Origin of the sequence: Nocardioides panacis (assembly GCF_019039255.1) — a bacterium.
GTDB classification, from domain to species: domain Bacteria; phylum Actinomycetota; class Actinomycetes; order Propionibacteriales; family Nocardioidaceae; genus Nocardioides_B; species Nocardioides_B panacis.
The window spans coordinates 354,535-370,609 of the sequence record NZ_CP077062.1 but is presented as its reverse complement, the minus strand read 5'-3'; the positions used below and the strand labels follow the sequence as shown (position 1 = coordinate 370,609).

Annotated in this window: 14 protein-coding genes and 1 pseudogene; 8 read left to right on the top strand and 7 right to left on the bottom strand. The window is 67.1% G+C overall.

Annotated features, from left to right (window positions below; all coding sequences use genetic code 11):
• Window positions 1-657: 657 nt before the first annotated feature.
• Window positions 658-1,830 carry a low temperature requirement protein A gene (locus tag KRR39_RS01930; RefSeq protein WP_216940260.1) on the top strand — a complete coding sequence of 391 codons (1,173 nt, stop codon included), beginning with the start codon at window positions 658-660 and terminating at the stop codon, window positions 1,828-1,830.
• A gap of 106 nt (window positions 1,831-1,936) precedes the next feature.
• Complete coding sequence (locus tag KRR39_RS01925) at window positions 1,937-2,878, top strand: phosphotransferase (RefSeq protein ID WP_216940258.1); 942 nt, start codon at window positions 1,937-1,939, stop codon at window positions 2,876-2,878.
• A 102-nt stretch (window positions 2,879-2,980) separates the two neighbouring features.
• On the opposite strand, the gene KRR39_RS01920 is transcribed toward KRR39_RS01925, so the two are convergent.
• Entirely contained in the window at window positions 2,981-4,120 is a 1,140-nt protein-coding gene (locus tag KRR39_RS01920) for a transposase (protein WP_216940230.1), read from the bottom strand.
• 482 nt (window positions 4,121-4,602) lie between these two features.
• Here KRR39_RS01920 and KRR39_RS01915 point away from each other — a divergent pair, with 482 nt between their 5' ends.
• The 3 genes from KRR39_RS01915 (at window position 4,603) to KRR39_RS01905 (ending at window position 7,894) form a co-directional block, all read left to right on the top strand.
• Window positions 4,603-5,022 carry a hypothetical protein gene (locus KRR39_RS01915; RefSeq protein ID WP_216940256.1) on the top strand — a complete coding sequence of 140 codons (420 nt, stop codon included), beginning with the start codon at window positions 4,603-4,605 and terminating at the stop codon, window positions 5,020-5,022.
• Window positions 5,023-6,369: 1,347 nt separating this feature from the next.
• Window positions 6,370-7,038, top strand: coding sequence for a PAS and ANTAR domain-containing protein (locus KRR39_RS01910; RefSeq protein WP_216940255.1), 669 nt, complete (start codon window positions 6,370-6,372; stop codon window positions 7,036-7,038).
• Between the two features lie 166 nt (window positions 7,039-7,204).
• Window positions 7,205-7,894 carry a hypothetical protein gene (locus tag KRR39_RS01905; RefSeq protein WP_216940253.1) on the top strand — a complete coding sequence of 230 codons (690 nt, stop codon included), beginning with the start codon at window positions 7,205-7,207 and terminating at the stop codon, window positions 7,892-7,894.
• Between the two features lie 205 nt (window positions 7,895-8,099).
• Here KRR39_RS01905 and KRR39_RS01900 read toward each other — a convergent pair whose 3' ends face one another.
• The 5 genes from KRR39_RS01900 to KRR39_RS01880 all read right to left on the bottom strand — a co-directional run bounded on the left by KRR39_RS01900 (window position 8,100) and on the right by KRR39_RS01880 (window position 12,316).
• Window positions 8,100-8,381: an STAS domain-containing protein gene (locus KRR39_RS01900; RefSeq protein ID WP_216940251.1), complete on the bottom strand. Its 282-nt coding sequence runs from the start codon at window positions 8,379-8,381 to the stop codon at window positions 8,100-8,102.
• A 632-nt stretch (window positions 8,382-9,013) separates the two neighbouring features.
• On the bottom strand, window positions 9,014-9,241 hold the full coding sequence (locus tag KRR39_RS01895; RefSeq protein WP_216940249.1) for an STAS domain-containing protein: 228 nt from the start codon (window positions 9,239-9,241) through the stop codon (window positions 9,014-9,016).
• A gap of 195 nt (window positions 9,242-9,436) precedes the next feature.
• The gene (locus KRR39_RS01890) at window positions 9,437-9,994 is read right to left on the bottom strand and encodes a hypothetical protein (RefSeq protein ID WP_216940247.1); all 558 of its coding nucleotides are present in this window, start codon (window positions 9,992-9,994) and stop codon (window positions 9,437-9,439) included.
• A 16-nt stretch (window positions 9,995-10,010) separates the two neighbouring features.
• On the bottom strand, window positions 10,011-11,159 hold the full coding sequence (locus KRR39_RS01885) for a zinc-dependent alcohol dehydrogenase (RefSeq protein WP_216940245.1): 1,149 nt from the start codon (window positions 11,157-11,159) through the stop codon (window positions 10,011-10,013).
• A gap of 2 nt (window positions 11,160-11,161) precedes the next feature.
• The gene (locus tag KRR39_RS01880; protein ID WP_216940243.1) at window positions 11,162-12,316 is read right to left on the bottom strand and encodes a glutathione-independent formaldehyde dehydrogenase; all 1,155 of its coding nucleotides are present in this window, start codon (window positions 12,314-12,316) and stop codon (window positions 11,162-11,164) included.
• Between the two features lie 315 nt (window positions 12,317-12,631).
• Here KRR39_RS01880 and KRR39_RS01875 point away from each other — a divergent pair, with 315 nt between their 5' ends.
• From KRR39_RS01875 to KRR39_RS01865, 3 genes and pseudogenes are all read left to right on the top strand, one after another.
• Window positions 12,632-13,669: a helix-turn-helix transcriptional regulator gene (locus tag KRR39_RS01875; RefSeq protein ID WP_216940242.1), complete on the top strand. Its 1,038-nt coding sequence runs from the start codon at window positions 12,632-12,634 to the stop codon at window positions 13,667-13,669.
• A 235-nt stretch (window positions 13,670-13,904) separates the two neighbouring features.
• Window positions 13,905-14,285 (top strand): annotated as a pseudogene (locus tag KRR39_RS25790) (MEDS domain-containing protein); the annotation flags it as partial.
• Window positions 14,269-14,775, top strand: coding sequence for a LuxR C-terminal-related transcriptional regulator (locus KRR39_RS01865; RefSeq protein ID WP_216940240.1), 507 nt, complete (start codon window positions 14,269-14,271; stop codon window positions 14,773-14,775). The pseudogene KRR39_RS25790 and the gene KRR39_RS01865, both read left to right, overlap by 17 nt.
• A gap of 583 nt (window positions 14,776-15,358) precedes the next feature.
• On the opposite strand, the gene KRR39_RS01860 is transcribed toward KRR39_RS01865, so the two are convergent.
• Window positions 15,359-15,991 (bottom strand): hypothetical protein, encoded by a 633-nt coding sequence (locus KRR39_RS01860; protein ID WP_254185446.1) that lies wholly within the window; start codon window positions 15,989-15,991, stop codon window positions 15,359-15,361.
• Window positions 15,992-16,075: the final 84 nt, after the last annotated feature.

The following is a 16,075-nucleotide window of genomic DNA, read 5'->3' as shown; positions in this document are numbered from 1 at the left end:
CTCAGCCGTACGGGACCACCCGGTGGGACGGCAGCCAGAGGATCCGCCGGGCGACGTCGATGACCGTGGCGCAGCTGATGCATTGGTACCAGTCGCACGCCGGCCTGGTCCTGGGACAGTGGCCCTCCACAGTGTCGGACTTGCACACGAGGCAGGTCATTGCCTCCACCTCCCGGGCTCGACGAACTGGCCCCGTCGCAGCAAGCGACGAGGCCCTCGTGCCAAGCCTAGGGCCGCGGGACGGCTTTCCAACGTTGGTGACGTCACACACCGCCGCTCGTGAGGATGTCGTCGAAGCCGGCTGCGATGGCACGCTCCTGGACCGTCCCGCTGATCGCGCGGGGTCCACCACCGCGGTGACGGCGTCGGCCGCCTGGGCGCATGGAGGTCGACCCTCTCCTCGACACGATCGATCAGGGACGACACCGCACGCAGCGACCCTCCCGTCGTGCTCCCTGTGCGTCCGGAGGCGGCCGCGATCGGCACCCACCTCGGACAGGTAGACGGAACGAGCTCCTCGAAGCGCGGCTAGTCAGCCGACCCGTCAGGGAAACCGTCTCTGAAGAGGGAGCGAGCGAACTCATCGCGTGACAGCGGTCCGCCGCTGGCGCATGTTCGCTAGTGGTTTGGCCGCTAACAACGAGAGATGCTAGGCGGATGCCCTCACCGCTGCGCCGACATCCCGCCGAGGAAGACTCGCCCGTCGGCGCGAGCTACGCAGAACTGTTCTTCGACCTGGTCTTCGTCCTGGCCGTCACCCAGCTCTCCTCTGCGCTGGTCGACGACCTGACCGTGGCAGGCGCTACCCAGACGCTGGTCCTGCTGCTAGCAGCCTGGTGGGCGTGGATCTACACGACCTGGATGACCAACTGGTTCGACCCCGAGACGCGGGCCGTCCGGGCCATCCTGCTCGTTGGCATGCTCGCCAGCCTCTGCGGGGCCATCGCCATCCCCGACGCGTTCGACGACCGCGCCGGCCTGTTCGTGGCCGGCTACGTCGGCCTCCAGTTGATCCGCAACGGGTTCATGGTGCTGGCCACCCAGCGGAGCGATCCTCTTCACGCGCCACTGGTGCGCATCTTCGTGTGGAGCGCCTGGGTCAGCATGATTTGGCTCGCCGGGGCACTGGTGGAGGGCGAGGCACGCATCGCTGTCTGGATCGTGGCGCTGGTCCTGGACTACGCAGGGCCGCTGGCCGGCCACTGGGCTCCCCGCCTCGGGCGCTCGGTGCCGGCCGACTGGGACCTGGTGCCCAGCCACTTCTCCGAGCGCCTCCAGCTGTTCGTGATCCTCGCGCTGGGTGAGACGATCGTCGCCGCCGGGGTGAGCGCGAGCGAGCTGGAGATGGACGCAATGCGCATTGCGGCGGTCGTCGTGTCGTTCGGCGTCTCCGTGGCGTTCTGGTGGCTCTACTTCGACTATCACGCGGAGGGTGTCGCCCGGGAGCTCCAGGCGCGCGATGCGGAACGCGGGCGGCTCGGTGAGCTGCTCAGCTACTTGCACGTGCCCATAGTCGCCGGGATCATCGTCAGCGCCGTGGCCGCTGAGCTGGTGATCGCCCACCCTGGCGAGAGACTGCACATCGACGAGATGCTCCCGCTGGCCGCCGGGCCCGCGCTCTTCTTGGTCGGCAGCGTGTTCTTCAAGGCCAGCGTCTTGCACGCGCAGTGGCGTCAGCGCCTGGTCGCCGCCGTGGTGATACTCGTGATCACCCTGAGTGGAGTGTTTGCCACGGCGCTGGCCGCCTGGTCCCTCGTGCTGATCGTGCTCGTTGGAGTGGCGCTCTACGAGACGGTGAAGCTCAAGGACACGGCGAGCACCGACGTGTAGCCGGGTCGCGTCTGGATACACAACCGCTGTCCTCGGGCTTTACGCCGCCTGTCGGCGCCCACCGTTCACCGGCTCTGCCGACGAGCGGTCGTGACACGATGCGGCCATGACGGAGGCTCGGTTTGTGGATCTGCCGGCCGAGGTCCTGGACGACGTGGCCAGCGTGGTCGGAGCAGGCGTCACCCTTCTCGGTCGCCTACACGGAGGCGTCAATGGGGGTGCCGTGCGCGTCCAGTTGGCCGGAAGGGCACATGCAGTTCTCAAAGCAGTGCCCCGGGCACACCCCAACCACCTGGACGAGGCGTTGCGAGCCCAGAGAGTGGTCGAGCACATGCGTAGGCGCGGCTATCCCACCCCGGCCTGGCTCAGCGTGGGGGCCACAGCCACTCATGTGTGGCATCTGATGGACTTCGTTGACGCGACTCCCGCACCAGAGCTGACCCCGTCCCTCGTTGAGCAGCTGATGGAGATCGTTGAACTCCAGGCTGGCCAAGCCTCCGAGCCCTACGACCACTGGTCGTACGCCTGGAGGGTCGCCACCGGTCAGAAATCGGCTGTCGCCGGGCCGGATTTCGACGAGACACCCGAGCAGGCGCTTCTCCGCCAGTCCGTGGCCAGGCTCACGGGGTATTCCTCTGACGTGTCGACCTTGGTCGAGCGCCTGCGGCTCGTGTGTGCCGACGTCTCACCACCACGAGGGGCACCTGACATGGTCCATGCCGATCTCTCAACCCCCAGCAATGTCCTGGTCCGTGACGGAGCGGTGGTGGCGGTCGTGGACGTCGGGAACGCCGGCAGCGGCACGCGAGCGATCGATCTCACCACCCTCGCCTGGTACACGTTCCAGGATCCGCTGCTGGACGGTGTCCGAAGGAGGCTGTGGACCAGAATCCTCGACCTGGTCGACTGGGAGGGGACGGCGGTGCTCGCAGCAGCACAGATCCTCCACATGCTCGAGATCCCCATCCGCCACGGGAGCCACGATGTCGTTCCAGGGGTGGTCAAGCGTGGCCATCGCACCCTCGACGAGCTGAACACGCTCCGCTAGGCCGAGAACGAACTCGATCCGCCGCGGACAGCGTGCGCTGCGGCAACCGGATCTGCCGCGTCGAGGGCGGCTACGCTCGCCCGGATCTGGTTCCCCTCTGTGTCAAGGCCGCGGCTTTGGCCTTCCTGAGTTTGCGACGTCGCTTGTCGCCGTCAAGGTCGTTCGTCCGGTGGGGCGCTCCATCTTGACGGCTCCTGCGCGCCGTTGCCTGGAGCGCGGAGCCGGAGCCTGGTGGGTCTTCGCAGCGGTCTTGGTGACGGGTAGCGTCGGGGTTGCGGGTCCGGGAAGTGGCTGATCCGAAGAGCCGATGACCGGGGTGGACAGATCGGCCGCGCTGGATTGTGAAGACGCCCCCGAGTGCCCTCCCGGGCCCGCCTGTTCTGTCTCAGCTTCCGGCACCTGGCTGCTGTCGGCGTCGGCGACGAGTTGTCGATAGACGGCGTCGGAGAGCCGCCGCTTGAGGCAGCGCAGGGCCTCCATCGGGGTCTTGGCCTCGGCCAGCTTTCGTCGGTAGTAGGCGCGGCCCTCGGTGTCGTGGCGGATCTGCACGATCGCGGCGACGTGCAGCACGTGGTTGAGCCGTCGGTTCCCAGCCCGGGACAGGCGGTGTCGGATCTGGTCACCGCTCGAGGCGTCCAGGGGTGCGGTGCCAGTCCAGGAGGCGAAGTGGTTGCGGTCGGGGAACCGGGCCACGTCGCCGACGTCGGACAGGACCCGGGCTGCGCCGGCCGGGCCGATCCCGAACAGGTCCATCAGGTGCGATCCGCGGTCTTGGACCGCTGTCCGGAGCTCCTTGGTGATCGACGTGAGCTTCGCATCGACCGCGACCAGGTCGGCGATCTCTTCGACAGCCATCCGCCGCATCGTCTTACCTGTCAGCGATCTCGGCCTCACCTTGGCGAGCAGTCGCTTCGCCTGCAACGCGGAAAGGTCCCGCTTGGCGCCACCGGGGATGAGCTCAGTGAGCAGCCGCTGCAACCGGTTGACGGTCTGCACTCGCAGGTGCGCGAGCTCGTCACGGCGATCGGTGAGCAGCCGCAACGCAACCAGCTCCTCGTCGGAGGACAGCTCGTTCAGTCCGGCTGTCCGCAGTGCCACCATCGCGACCGCGTGCGCGTCGGTGGCATCGGTCTTGCGGGCGTTGCCGGTGTCGAAGACCCGCACCCGGGCTGCCAGCTTCGCCGGCACATCGAGAACAGTCTCGCCCTGGGCGAGCAGCCGCGCGGCCAGCGGCCGCCCCATCCCGTTGGCCCCCCTCGACCGCCCACCGACGGCTCCGCCACTGTCCACGCACGAACTTGGTCATCAGCTGGTAGCCGGTGCTAGTGGTGGCAAACCGGCCCGTGGCCAGCACCGTCCCCTGTTCGTCGATCACCTCGATCGTCACCGACTTCTTGTGCGGGTCCACACCCACGATCACTCGACTCATCCGTACTACCTCCTCGCTCGAGCCGGTTATCAGCGAGGCCGGGCAGAGCTACTTTGAGCCGGGCAATCCCCTCTCGAGCCACGCCTCACCACGGCACCCGACGGGACCGCATGCCAGATGTGAGCCACACCAACACGGTGGGCAGCCGCTGCCATGAGAGCGTCCCGCCGAGCACCTTCGACAACAGCCTGGCCCGGCCGCTGCCGTGAGAGAAGTCAACAAGTAGCCGCGATCCGCGCGGAGGTTCACTTGCGCCGAACTGCCGGCGTGCGGACGCGTGCCGCATGCTTGGCGCATGAGCTACGAGCGTCTCTGGGAACGGCTCTTGAAGTTCCTGAACGGCTGGGCCGTGGCGGCCGAAGTCGAGCCCGGCCGTATCGAGGTCACAGTGCCGAACCCGGAGGGTTCGGCCAAGGCCGTTGAGATCTTGATGACGCCCGGCCAGTGGGACGAGCTAGTGACGGTCCCGTGGGGCGACTTCGACTCTGCGGCCCGGGAGGTTCGGAAGGCAGTCCTCGGGGTGAGCCACCACGAACGGTTTCTGGTCTACGCCCAGTACGAACTCGTCCCCTCGGCAACCCCGACCCTGACCGGCGACCCCGCACTCGCGCGCCTGCGCGAACTGGCACGACAGCACCCCGAGGGCTTCGGTCACTGGGTCGTCACGGACCGAACCGGGAAGGTGCTGGACGAGTCACATCCGCCTCCAGACTGATCCGACCGGCCCCTTGCAACGTCCGCGCATCTGCCGCGTTGAGGGCGGCTACGCTCGCCCGGAGCTGCCGCTGATGGTGAAGATCTGACATGCCCGATGTGCGGGCGTTCAATGGCTACCGCGTTTCGCCACCGCTACCTCCGGGGCCCGCCATTCCCGTGCCGTTTGTCCGGTCGGATGCCCGTCCTCGATTCATCCGGTAAGCCAAGTAGGTGCCGCCTCCAAGGATGACCAGGAAGAGCACGGCCAAGATGAGGTAGACCGATGTTGGACCGATGGTGAGTAGCACGCGCCTTCACCCCCATTCCTTTGTCTAGGCCGCCAGGCTGAGCTGCGTGGGCGAGCCCGATCACAAAAGGGCCACGCGCGACCGATAGGCACAGTTTCCGCCGACCGGTGCGGGGGCGCCTCATCTGCGGCGGACGAACCGTCCAAGATCTGCGTGAGCAGTTGTCAACCGCCCGGATAGGGAAGCTGCGGGCATCGCGCTCTGGACAAGGCATTCATCCCGGCGGATTCTTGAAGCGCGGCCGACGAAGATCAGCCCGGCCCGGGCGCGATCAACCGCCCGGGCCCCGCGACCTGGCGCTTGGCAGCGCTTGGGGTGAGGGAAACGGGGAGGCGAGTCATGTCAGTCATCAGTGACCCATGCCCAACCTGCATCGGACCACTGATCGAGCGCGTGCACACCGGCAGGAACGCTCGAGGCGAGGTGTTTGCCGTCTGGACGCAGTTCGTTTGCGTGAACGGTGGCGCCGCCCATGTCCCAGACGACTGGAACCCACACATCGGCCCACATGACCGGGACTGTGGCGGTGGCTCGCCGAGCTCACCGAGCTCACCGAGCTCACCGAGCTCACCGAGCTCACCGAGCTCACCGAGCTCACCGGTCAGCATGCGTCGCTGAGTGATGCGCTGCAGTCCACCCGTGCGGACCGTCGAACCGGTCGCCAACAGGCGGTGGAAGGGCCTTCGCCCGGTATCGCAGACCCCTCCCACCTTGATGCGGGACATGCATCAGGGACGGTGAGTTCGAGAGCCAGTTGCTGAACCCGCGCCGGGCGGCCGCTTCTTGACCTGGGCCCAGCGCAGGCCCGCGGCCGTTTCACAGGGTCCGGGTGAAACAACTGATCTGTGGGTACCCGACTCATCGTCCGTCATGTGCGGCAGTCCCCGGTCATAGCCGGCACGCGGCTTTCGAGTCCCAGCGACAGTCCGAGGCCGGGTCTTTCCCGCTCCCGTTTCTCGTTCCGGTGTCGCTAATATGTACGGCGGCGGATCGAACTCGAGCAGTCTGGTTCAGCAGTACCGCCCCCGTCCTGCACGGGATGTGAACGGGGAGGGGCCATGTCCAAGGGTCTCGACCAAGCAATCGAAGCGCTGTCCTCGGGGACCCCGCCGCCGGTCGGGAGGTACCGGTTCGACGGGGCCACCTGGACGTGGACCGACGAGATGTTCGCGATGCACGGGTTCGTACCCGGGGAGGTCGTCCCGTCCGGGGAGCTGATGCTGAGCCACGTCGATCCCGATGAGGTTCCGGGGGCTCGGCTGGCGTTCAAGAAGGCGCTGCTCGGCGGCACGCCGTACGCCTCTTACCACCACCTGCTAGATGCGAGACGGCGCAGGCGGACCGTCCTGGTGACCGGGTGGGGGCGGCTCGACGACCGGGGCGAGGTGGTCGAGCTGGCAGGCACCATGGTCGACCTGACGGAAGTGGTCCGCTGCGACGCCCAGGTCGAGGTGGAGGCTGCCATCGTGGGCGTCACGGCGCACCGCGCCACCATCGAGCAGGCCAAGGGGATGCTGATGCTGGCGTTCGGGCTGGCTCCCGACACCGCGTTCGCCGTCCTGCGCGCTCACTCCCAGAACAGCAACATCAAGGTGCACGACCTCGCCGAACGACTGACCTCCGGTCTCGCCCGACAGGCCGAGGACGGCATCGACGCCTGCGCGGCACGGGTGCACGCCGTCCTCAGCGAGGCGGCCGGTACACCTGGTCCAAAGGTAACGGACTGATCGTCGGAACCGGGTTGACCGCACAAGATGCCTGCCTGCGCCAATCGGTCGGTCACCACGGCGTACCGCTCTGTGCACTTCGGCAGATCTGCAAGGGCGTGCAATCTGCTGGTTTGATCGACCGTCCACCAGCAGCCCGAGGACCTGGAGCCGGCAACCGGTCGGCTTGCGGAACGTCGCGTCCAAGGACGTCACCGGCGACCTGGTGCTGACCTGCGACACCGTGGTCACGAAGTCGCGGATCGCCGGCCGCGTCATCGCCAACGGGCACGCCCTCACCGCGGCCGACACCACCATCGGCCCCGACGCGTGCCCGAAGACCGGGAACGCGAACCAGCTGGTCACCGGCGGAGACTTCACCCTCACCCGGGTCCACCTGCAGCACTCCGGCTCCGACCTGGTCCGGTTCACCGGCGGCGGCCAGCAGCGCATCGTCGACAGCCTGCTGGACGGCGCCTGCATCTACCCCGGCGACCACCTCGACGTCGCCCAGCTCTACGACCCCGGCGCCAAGCTCGACGCCTCGATCGTGCACTCCACCCTCGACGCCCGCGCCACCAACAGCACCGACAGCACCGACAAGGGCAACGCCGCGATCTTCCTGGCCGACAACCCCGGCGCCGGCACCTTCACCATCACCGGCAACAGGCTGGCCGGCGGGAACTACGCCACCGCCCTGTACGACGCCACCAAGGGCTCCGGGGTGACCTACCGGGTCACCGACAACACCTACGTCCGCGGCTCCTGGCAGTTCGGGCCGTGCGCGTCGACCGACAGCCTCCAGTCCAACGGCGCAGAGGGTCCGGTGTTCACCAGCAACCGCTACGACGACGGCGTCCCTCTCCTCACCTGCTGACCCTCACCGCCGGAGCGAGGTTCCGCGGGCATTCGGACTCGCCGGTTTCATCCGCTTTTACTACCCTTGACCCCGCTGGTCCGGACATCCCCCGTTTTCCGTCCGGGCCAGCCCCATGTAAATGGCCCCCGTCTGCTTCCGCAGGCGGGGGCCTTGTGGCGCGCCTGCCAAACTGCCGTCGGAAGTCCGGTGGAATGCGAGGTCACTACCCGATGCCAGTGCCGACGAGGTCCATCACCTTGCGCACGATCGGCTTCACGTCACGTGCCTGCACGACGCATCCGGCTGCCCGGGCTCGCCCCTCGAAGGCGACGAGGTGTCCACTGCCTGCGCTGTCACAAAAGGTGAGCTGACCCAGGTCCAGATGGACCAGCCTCACCCCAGCGAGATCGATCTTCGCGAGGCAGCTCTGCAACTGATCACGGTTGACGAGGTCAACCTCCCCGCCAATAGGAATCGACACCACGTCGTCCTCGGACGTGACCATGACGGTGAGGGAAACCATGTCCCGGCGAGCTTGGGGCGCATTCAATGCTTTCCTCCTGCAAGTGAAGGTATCCCCGAATCGGTACTGACGAACCGGCCCATCTGGGTCCCCATGGCGCACAAACGGCACCCGACAGTGCCGATACGAAGGTCATCAGTGCTATAGACGAAGCTCTCACTTCGACCGGGGCAGCAGATGAGGGAGACAACCCATGCCGGGCGTTTCCGGACAGCCCTCTCGTTCGCCCGAACTCAACGTGAACACGGCCCCTCGGCAGGTCCCCTTGTGGTTGTAGGCGCCTCTCGACACCACTCTGCCTAGGGTGGAAGGTGTCCGGTACCGTACGTGCAGGGGTCGCCCGGTCCCGACGAAGCCGGCCCCGTCCACCCGGGCCGGCTCCCTCGGACTCCCTCAACACTCCGATGAACTTCCATACGTGTGGTGCACTGTCAGTGTCGCTTTGCCCAGACCCTGCAACGGCGACCCGCCTCGTCAGCATCGAGGACGGTCGGCCCGCACGGGTTCTTCGGTTAAGAAGTAGCCCACCGTGCGGGTCGCCCCACCGGCTACCTACGCCGTCCGGAGGGTCTCGGCGACCTCGACATCCAGTCGTAAAGTTTGGTCGCACCCTCTCAGATGTCGGGCTGCTCCGACGTCGGAGGGGGTGCGCCAATGCCCCTCGCAGCCCACGTGGCTAGTTCGACCTCCGCGCCGATGAGGTCCATCACCTTTCGGATGATCGGGGAGGCGTGGATGATCCGCACGTCGCATCCGGCCGCGGCTATCTCCGTACGGAACTGCGCGAGCATGCGGCAGCCCTCGACGTCGCAGAACGTCAACCCGGCCACATCGAGAAACACCAGCCTCGCATCGCTGCATCGCAGCCGGGGGAAGGCTCAATCGGAGTTCTTCGCGGGTCACCAGGTCCACCTCACCGCAGATCTTGACCCAGCCATCGTTGTCCGACGGCGGATGCTTCTCGATCCGACGCGCGATCACCGTCGGCTTGGCCCGGGTCGGTCGGCCACGAGGCCCACGCGAATCGCTTCCATCCCTTACCGTCGCCTGAAGAGGCGGTACGTCGCAGCAGCCGCGCCAGCCCAGGGGGCGCCCACGATGATTGGGTCCATCCAGTGGTGCTTGACGTCTGCGCGGTTGTGTCCCAGGCGGGAGCTCATCCCGTGGCGCTTCCCCTCGGAAAGCACCCCCGTCTGGGTCACGGGGTTGTCGGGCCGCAGCGTGAGCATCGACCGAAGTGCGCTCTCTAGTGCGTCCACACGATCCCCGGCCATGAGCAGCAGCCAGTGCGCGGCCCGGCCCTCGCTGTACTTGGCGTAGGCGAGCTTCCGGATGGCGCCGGACAGGCCCTTGGGTGGGCAGGTCGTGCCAAAGACCGGCGGGAGCCGGGTGTGCTCGAGCGAGCGTTCCCTGGGCCACAACTCCGGCTGCTCGTCCGGGTACTCCCAATGAGCGCCTGACTCCTCGGGGGCAAACCGCTCACGCGGCACGGACGGACGGTCGGCGGGGTCGAGGTCGGCTCCCCAGCCCGGGATGCGGGCGCGCAGCTTGTCGCTGCTCTCGGCGAGGCGGGGTTTCTGAGGGGTGTAGGTCATAACTGTCCTCCCAAGATCACGCCGCGCTGGGGACGACGATGGGCTTGATGCAGTTGTCGAGCTTGGCCGAGAACATGTGGTAGCCCTCGGGGATGTGCTCGAGCGGGATGTGGTGGGTGACGACGTCGCTGGGCTTGAAGTAGCCGTTGCGAATGTGCTCGAGCAGGCGCGGCCACTGTCGCTTGACCGGGCACTGGTTCATGCGGAGGGTGAGGCCCTTGTTCATCGCGTCGCCGAACTTCACGGCGCTGAAAAGCGGTCCGTAGGCGCCGACCACTGAGACCGTGCCACCTTTGCGGACCGTGTCGATGGCCCAGTTGAGGGCGACCGGCGACCCGCCCTGCAGCTTGAGCTTCGCCGCGGTCACGTGCTGCAGCAGGTTCCCGTCGGCCTCGGCCCCGACGGCGTCGATGACGACGTCGGCCCCTAGTCCTTCGGTCAGGTGTTTGAGGTGCAGGACCACGTCGCCGTGCTCGGTGAAGCAGACCGTCTCGGCATGGGCGAACTCGCGCGCCTTGTCCAGCCTGTAGTCGAGGTGGTCAACGACGATCACCCGGCCGGCGCCCATCAGCCACGCCGACCGGGCCGCGAACAGGCCCACCGGCCCGGCGCCGTACACCACCACCACGTCACCCTCGACGATGTCTCCGAGCTGGGCACCGAAGTACCCGGTTGGAAGGGCGTCGGTGAGGAGGACGGCGTCGTCGTCGTCCAGCCACTCCGGGATCAGGCCAGGTCCGACGTCGGCGAACGGCACCCGGACGTACTCGGCCTGGCCCCCGTCGTAGCCGCCGCAGGTGTGCGAGTAGCCATATATACCGCCGACCGCTGTGGCGTTCGGGTTCACGTTCTGACAGTTGGAGTAGAGCCCGCGGGCGCAGAAGAAGCAGGTCCCGCAGAACACGTTGAACGGCACCATCACGCGGTCGCCCGGCTTCACCTTCTGCACCGACGGGCCTACCTCGTGCACCTCACCGATGAACTCGTGACCGAACGTGAACCCGACCCGGGTGTCGGGCATCATCCCGTGGTACAGGTGCAGGTCGGACCCGCAGATCGCCGCACGCGTCACCCGGACGATCGCGTCGTTGGGGTGCTCGATCGCGGGGGTGTCCTTCTCCTCCACACGAACCCGGTAGGGGCCGCGGTACACCATCGCGCGCATGCTCATGCCCCTGCCATCGCCGGGTGCAGGACCACCTTCGTCCAACCGTCGTCACGGTTGTCGAAGTGCTCATAGGCCTCCGGCGCCTGGTCCAGCGGGAGCTCGTGGCTCACGATGAAGGACGGCTCGGCCTTGCCCGCGGCGACGAGGTCACGCAGCTGCCGGTTGTACCTCTTCACCGGCGCCTGACCGCTGCCGATGTGCTGACCCTTGAACCAGAACATGCCGTAGTCGAAGGCCAGCCTGCCCTGCTTCGCCAGTTCGTCGCTAGCTCCGGGGTCCTCGGGCACGAAGACCCCGACGCACCCGATCTTCCCGGTGAACCGAACCGAGCCGACCAGCCGGTTCATCGTCAAGTTGGCCTGCTCCTCGCCCGTTGGCTCGTGCGCCTGATAGCCGACGCACTCGCAGCCGTTGTCCGCACCCAGCCCCAGCGTCTCATCAAGAACGGCCTCCACCGGATCGACCTTCGAGTCGTCAATGGCGATCGCCCCGATCGACTCCGCCAGCCGCAACCGGTCGGACTGCCGGTCGACGACCATCACCTTGCTGGCCCCCTTGATCGTCGCCGAGAGGGCGGCCATCAGGCCGACCGGACCGGCGCCATAGATGACCGTCTGATCCCCCGGCTTCACCCCTGCCATCTCGGTGGCGTGGTAGCCGGTCGGGAAGATGTCAGCGAGCATCACGTAGTCCGCCTGGCGCTCCTCGGCGTCCTCGCCCAGCCGCAGACAGTTGAAGTCGCCCCAAGGCACGCGCAGCAGGTCGGCCTGACCCCCGCCGTAGGGGCCCATATCGGCGAAGCCGTACGCCGCGCCCGCCATCTTGGGTTCGGGCTGAGCTGTCAAGCAGTAGTTCGTGAGCTGACGCTCGCAGTTCTTGCAATGACCGCAAGCGATGTTGAACGGCAGGACGACATAGTCCCCAACCTGCACCTTGTCGACACCGTCGCCGACCTCGACCACCCGACCCAGATTCTCGTGCCCGAACCAGCGGCCTGGCTCGAAATCGGTCCGACCCTCGTACATGTGCAGGTCCGACCCGCAGATGTTCGCCGACGTGATCTGCACCAGGACGTCGGTCGGCCGCTCGATCCGGGCGTCCGGCACGTCCTTGACGCTCACCTTCCGCGGCCCCTCGTACACCACAGCCTTCATGCTGCCTCCTCACCGAATGCGTCCCGCTGCCCGGATCCGAGCCGCGGCCTTCTCCAGTAGAGGAGGTGGGCTCCTCGGACGCCATTGGCAGAAATCCCGATACGACTCCGTACGCGACCGGGACGGGTCGCGGGGGGACTCGTGAGACCTCTGAGCCGCGAGGCCGCTGGCATGGTGCGGCCCACTCGACACGCGTTAAAGGTCGACCAGGTGGGTACGAGAGCGTGTCCTCGGTCGGCCGGCCTCAAGGCGGACACAGGCGTCGGCGCCCCAGGACTGCTCTGCCTCTGATGCCGTGCTCGTATAGGAGCCCTGATGGAGGACGACCTGCCCGCCGTGCAGCTCATCGAGATTGCTACCTCCTCTGCGCCGCTCACCGAACGAGCGCGAGGACTCCTGGAGAAGCTGGCTGAGTTCGTCCCCTCCGATGCCACCTGGCTCGCGCTCGCCAATCCGCGGTCGAACGTCCACACGACTGTCGGGAGCACTGGGCTGGATCGACCCGTCCTCGACTACCTGGAACGTCCGGCAGTGGCACGGGAGATCCAGCTGGCTGGGATCAAGCGAGCGTCGCCGCCGCCCAGCTTGGTACAGCTCCCCATACCTGCTGACGAGCTCCCCACATGGTCGGAGTGCCTTATCCCGGCCGGCTTCCACCAGGGCTTGGGTGTGCCACTTTCCGAGCCAGGGGGCCCATATCTCGGAATGCTCACCCTCTTGTTCAGTCGGCAGCCTCCGTCCCCCGCGATGCGCGACCGACTCTCGCAACTCTCGCCGATGATCGCTCGCGGCGTGTCCCCCATGCGTTCGCTGCTCGCCACCGCGCGCCTCGTGCGAGGCGCGACGGCGGGTGCTCTCCTGTACGAGGACGGGACTACCTACCCACTCGATGGGCTCCAGGACCACTCACTCCTGGCCGCAGCCTCACCAGTCGTCGCGATTGCCCGGAAGACGCTCCTGGCGGGTCATGTCTACCAATCGTTCATGTGGCCGACGCGACGGGTTCCCGCATCCACCACGCACATGCGCATCACCGTGCTGGCCGCGACGGAGGCCCCTGACTTCGTGCTCGGCGCCCTCCTGCTCACCCCGGATGCCGACTGCCGAGGCCTCACGCCACGCGAACTCCAGGTCCTCGGGCTGCTGGTGGACGGTCGATCAAACCAGCAAATTGCAACGCGGCTGGCCGTAGCTACCCGGACCGTCGCCGCCCACGTAGAGCACCTGCTCGACAAGTTGGGCGCCCCCTCAAGGACGCTGGCCGCGGTGCTGGCAGAGCGGGAGGGTTGCTACGTCCCGCCGCTACCAGGTGCGCCCATGCGCCATGACTCTTGCTGGGTGTGTCCCAGTTAGCGTGGACTGCGCCAGCCAGCCCGGACAGCACCGTCTGGACCACGTCGTGCTCCAGGGACCTGAACGACGAGCAGTGGGCGCTGCTGGAACCGGTGTTCAACGCGCCGGGCAAGCGGGGAGCACCCGCCGGTAGCCCTGCCCATTTCGCGGAAGCCAACCGGCGCATGGAGGCTAACTGTGCCGACTGCGCGTAGCATCGAATCTGAAATCTTGGATTCGGTGAACGGTCACCACCATGAACGGTCTGAGCCTCGGGATCCCCGGGGTCGGAACTGTCAGCCCAGGAACGCACTTCTGCGCGTTCTACTCCGGCCCGGCCGAGCGCGACCGGCTGTTGTTGTTCTTCCTCGAGGAGGGGCTGCGGCACGGCGACAAGTGCCTGTGCCTGATCGACGATGTCGAGCCGGCGCAGGTCCGGGATCTCGCCGAGGGACAGCCCGACCCGGAGTACACCCGACGATCGGCACAACTCGACGTCAAACGCGCCTCGGACACCTACCTCCGCTCGGGGGAGTTCAGCGTCGCGCACATGATGAGCTTCCTCTCCGAGAGCGTGGACGCGGCGATCGAAGACGACTTCGACCTGCTCCGAGCCGCCGGTGAGATGTCGTGGGTGCTGCCCGGACCCCCCCGGTTGGGCGGACCTGTTCCACTACGAGTCGGCCGTCAACCACGCCGTCGGGCAGATGCCCGCCATCCTCATGTGCCTCTACGACCTGCAGAAGTTCGGGGCCGAGATGCTCGTCGAGGTGCTCTTCACCCACCCCACGGTTCTGCTGGACCGCACGGTGATCGACAACCCCCATTACGTGGACCCGACCATGTACCCTCCCGCCGCCGGAGTCGCCGCGGCAGTCCGGTATCCCATGGTCAAGGTAGGTGCGGACGGCGAGGAGGGAACGGACCGCGGGTGGGCGTCGCTCACCGACGCCGAGATCCGCGTCATCTCCTGTGTGGCTGGGGGGATGACCAACCGCAGCATCGCCGAGGAGCTCCACCTGTCCCGCCACACCGTGGACGCCCATCTCAAGCACATCTATCTCAAGCTCGACATCCACTCCCGAGTCGAGCTGACGGTACTGGCCATGCAGCACCGCGTGGGCTAGACCGAGGCTGGTCCGGGAAGGCAACAGGGAAACGACTCTGACTCCAGCGCGACCGGCTCACATCCCGGTGCCGGCTCTCGGCCAGCCACTTCCCGGACCCGCAACGTCGACGCTACCCGCGTCGACGCGGGCGGCCTGGAACCGAGCCCCGCGTGGGGTTCGCACGGGGTTCGGCGGGCACCACACGAACGACCTTGACGGCGACAAAGCGCCGGCGCACACACCAAGCCACCGAACCCGCGCCCCCCTTGACACAGAAGGGAGCCAGATCCGGTAGACGCCTCCGCCCAGCGCGCGACCATCATTAGGGACACACCCAGTTAGCTCCAACCCCAGTTCCTACCCCCCTTGGGGCCGCTACGTTCGCCGGGGATCTGCCGCGTCGTGGACGGCACCGCTCGTGTCCCCACGAGTGCGGGGAACACTCTTTCGCGAACCGGTGCTCGCTTTTCGTGCGAACACCCCCGCGGTGGAATCGTCGCGAAATGAACAGCCGCAGGTCAGCGGACCCCGTCGTGCCCGCACGCTTAGAGGCCGGGATGGAGCAGCACCACACGTCGACCAGCGAGGTGGCTGACCCGGTTTAGCCGCCGAGGGAGCCGACCGCACGCGCGACCAGCAGCAGGGACACTAGGAGCGCGGCGGTGGCCTGTATAGCCATGAGCACCTTCGCGCGGCTGGTGAGCGGCATCGTGTCGGTCGGGCTGAAGGCACTCGAGTTGGTCACGGACAGGTAGAGGAAGTCGATGAACACCGGGACCCACCCGGATAGCTCACTCGACGAACGACGTACCTCCGGGACCGTGTCCTGGTTCTCGTCTTGGGAGAAGCGCCAGTCGGCGGCAGGCATGTTCAGGCGTGGCATGTTGCGACGCGCAACGGGCCCGCCCCGGTCCATCTCCCAGAAGAGCAGCGCGAAACCGATGACATTGGTGACCCAGATCTGCATGGCCCCGACGAGCAGGTTCTCGCCGCTGGGCGCGTTGTTCGAGAGCTCGGCTATGAGCAGTCCGAGCGACAGCAGGTTCGAGACGATCACGAGGACGGCCAGGCCAATCGAGATCGTTCTCGACCATCGAGTCTGACGGGTAATTCTGCGTGGATTCGTGACGATCAGAGCAACCAGCAACAACGCCTCGACGCCCGGTATGACGAACCGTCCCAGGAACGGCAGGGAGGACGGCAGCAGCACGTAGACAACCAGGGCGGCCACCACTGCAAGAGCCGGCGGGAGCCGGTTCTCCCCCCTGGCGGTCCGCCGCCGAGACCGTTCGTCCTCCACCCCACTTGGCGTCACTGG

What these genes read in the sequence shown, in the direction of transcription:
- KRR39_RS01890 (WP_216940247.1), bottom strand. Translation starts at nt 9,994, where the DNA reads ATGACCTACACCCCTCAGAAACCCCGCCTCGCCGAGAGCAGCGACAAG.
- KRR39_RS01880 (WP_216940243.1), bottom strand. Translation starts at nt 12,316, where the DNA reads ATGAAGGCTGTGGTGTACGAGGGGCCGCGGAAGGTGAGCGTCAAGGAC.
- KRR39_RS01900 (WP_216940251.1), bottom strand. Translation starts at nt 8,381, where the DNA reads ATGGTCACGTCCGAGGACGACGTGGTGTCGATTCCTATTGGCGGGGAG.
- KRR39_RS01875 (WP_216940242.1), top strand. Translation starts at nt 12,632, where the DNA reads ATGGAGGACGACCTGCCCGCCGTGCAGCTCATCGAGATTGCTACCTCC.
- KRR39_RS01930 (WP_216940260.1), top strand. Translation starts at nt 658, where the DNA reads ATGCCCTCACCGCTGCGCCGACATCCCGCCGAGGAAGACTCGCCCGTC.
- KRR39_RS01915 (WP_216940256.1), top strand. Translation starts at nt 4,603, where the DNA reads ATGAGCTACGAGCGTCTCTGGGAACGGCTCTTGAAGTTCCTGAACGGC.
- KRR39_RS01910 (WP_216940255.1), top strand. Translation starts at nt 6,370, where the DNA reads ATGTCCAAGGGTCTCGACCAAGCAATCGAAGCGCTGTCCTCGGGGACC.
- KRR39_RS01920 (WP_216940230.1), bottom strand. Translation starts at nt 4,120, where the DNA reads ATGGGGCGGCCGCTGGCCGCGCGGCTGCTCGCCCAGGGCGAGACTGTT.
- KRR39_RS01885 (WP_216940245.1), bottom strand. Translation starts at nt 11,159, where the DNA reads ATGCGCGCGATGGTGTACCGCGGCCCCTACCGGGTTCGTGTGGAGGAG.
- KRR39_RS01925 (WP_216940258.1), top strand. Translation starts at nt 1,937, where the DNA reads ATGACGGAGGCTCGGTTTGTGGATCTGCCGGCCGAGGTCCTGGACGAC.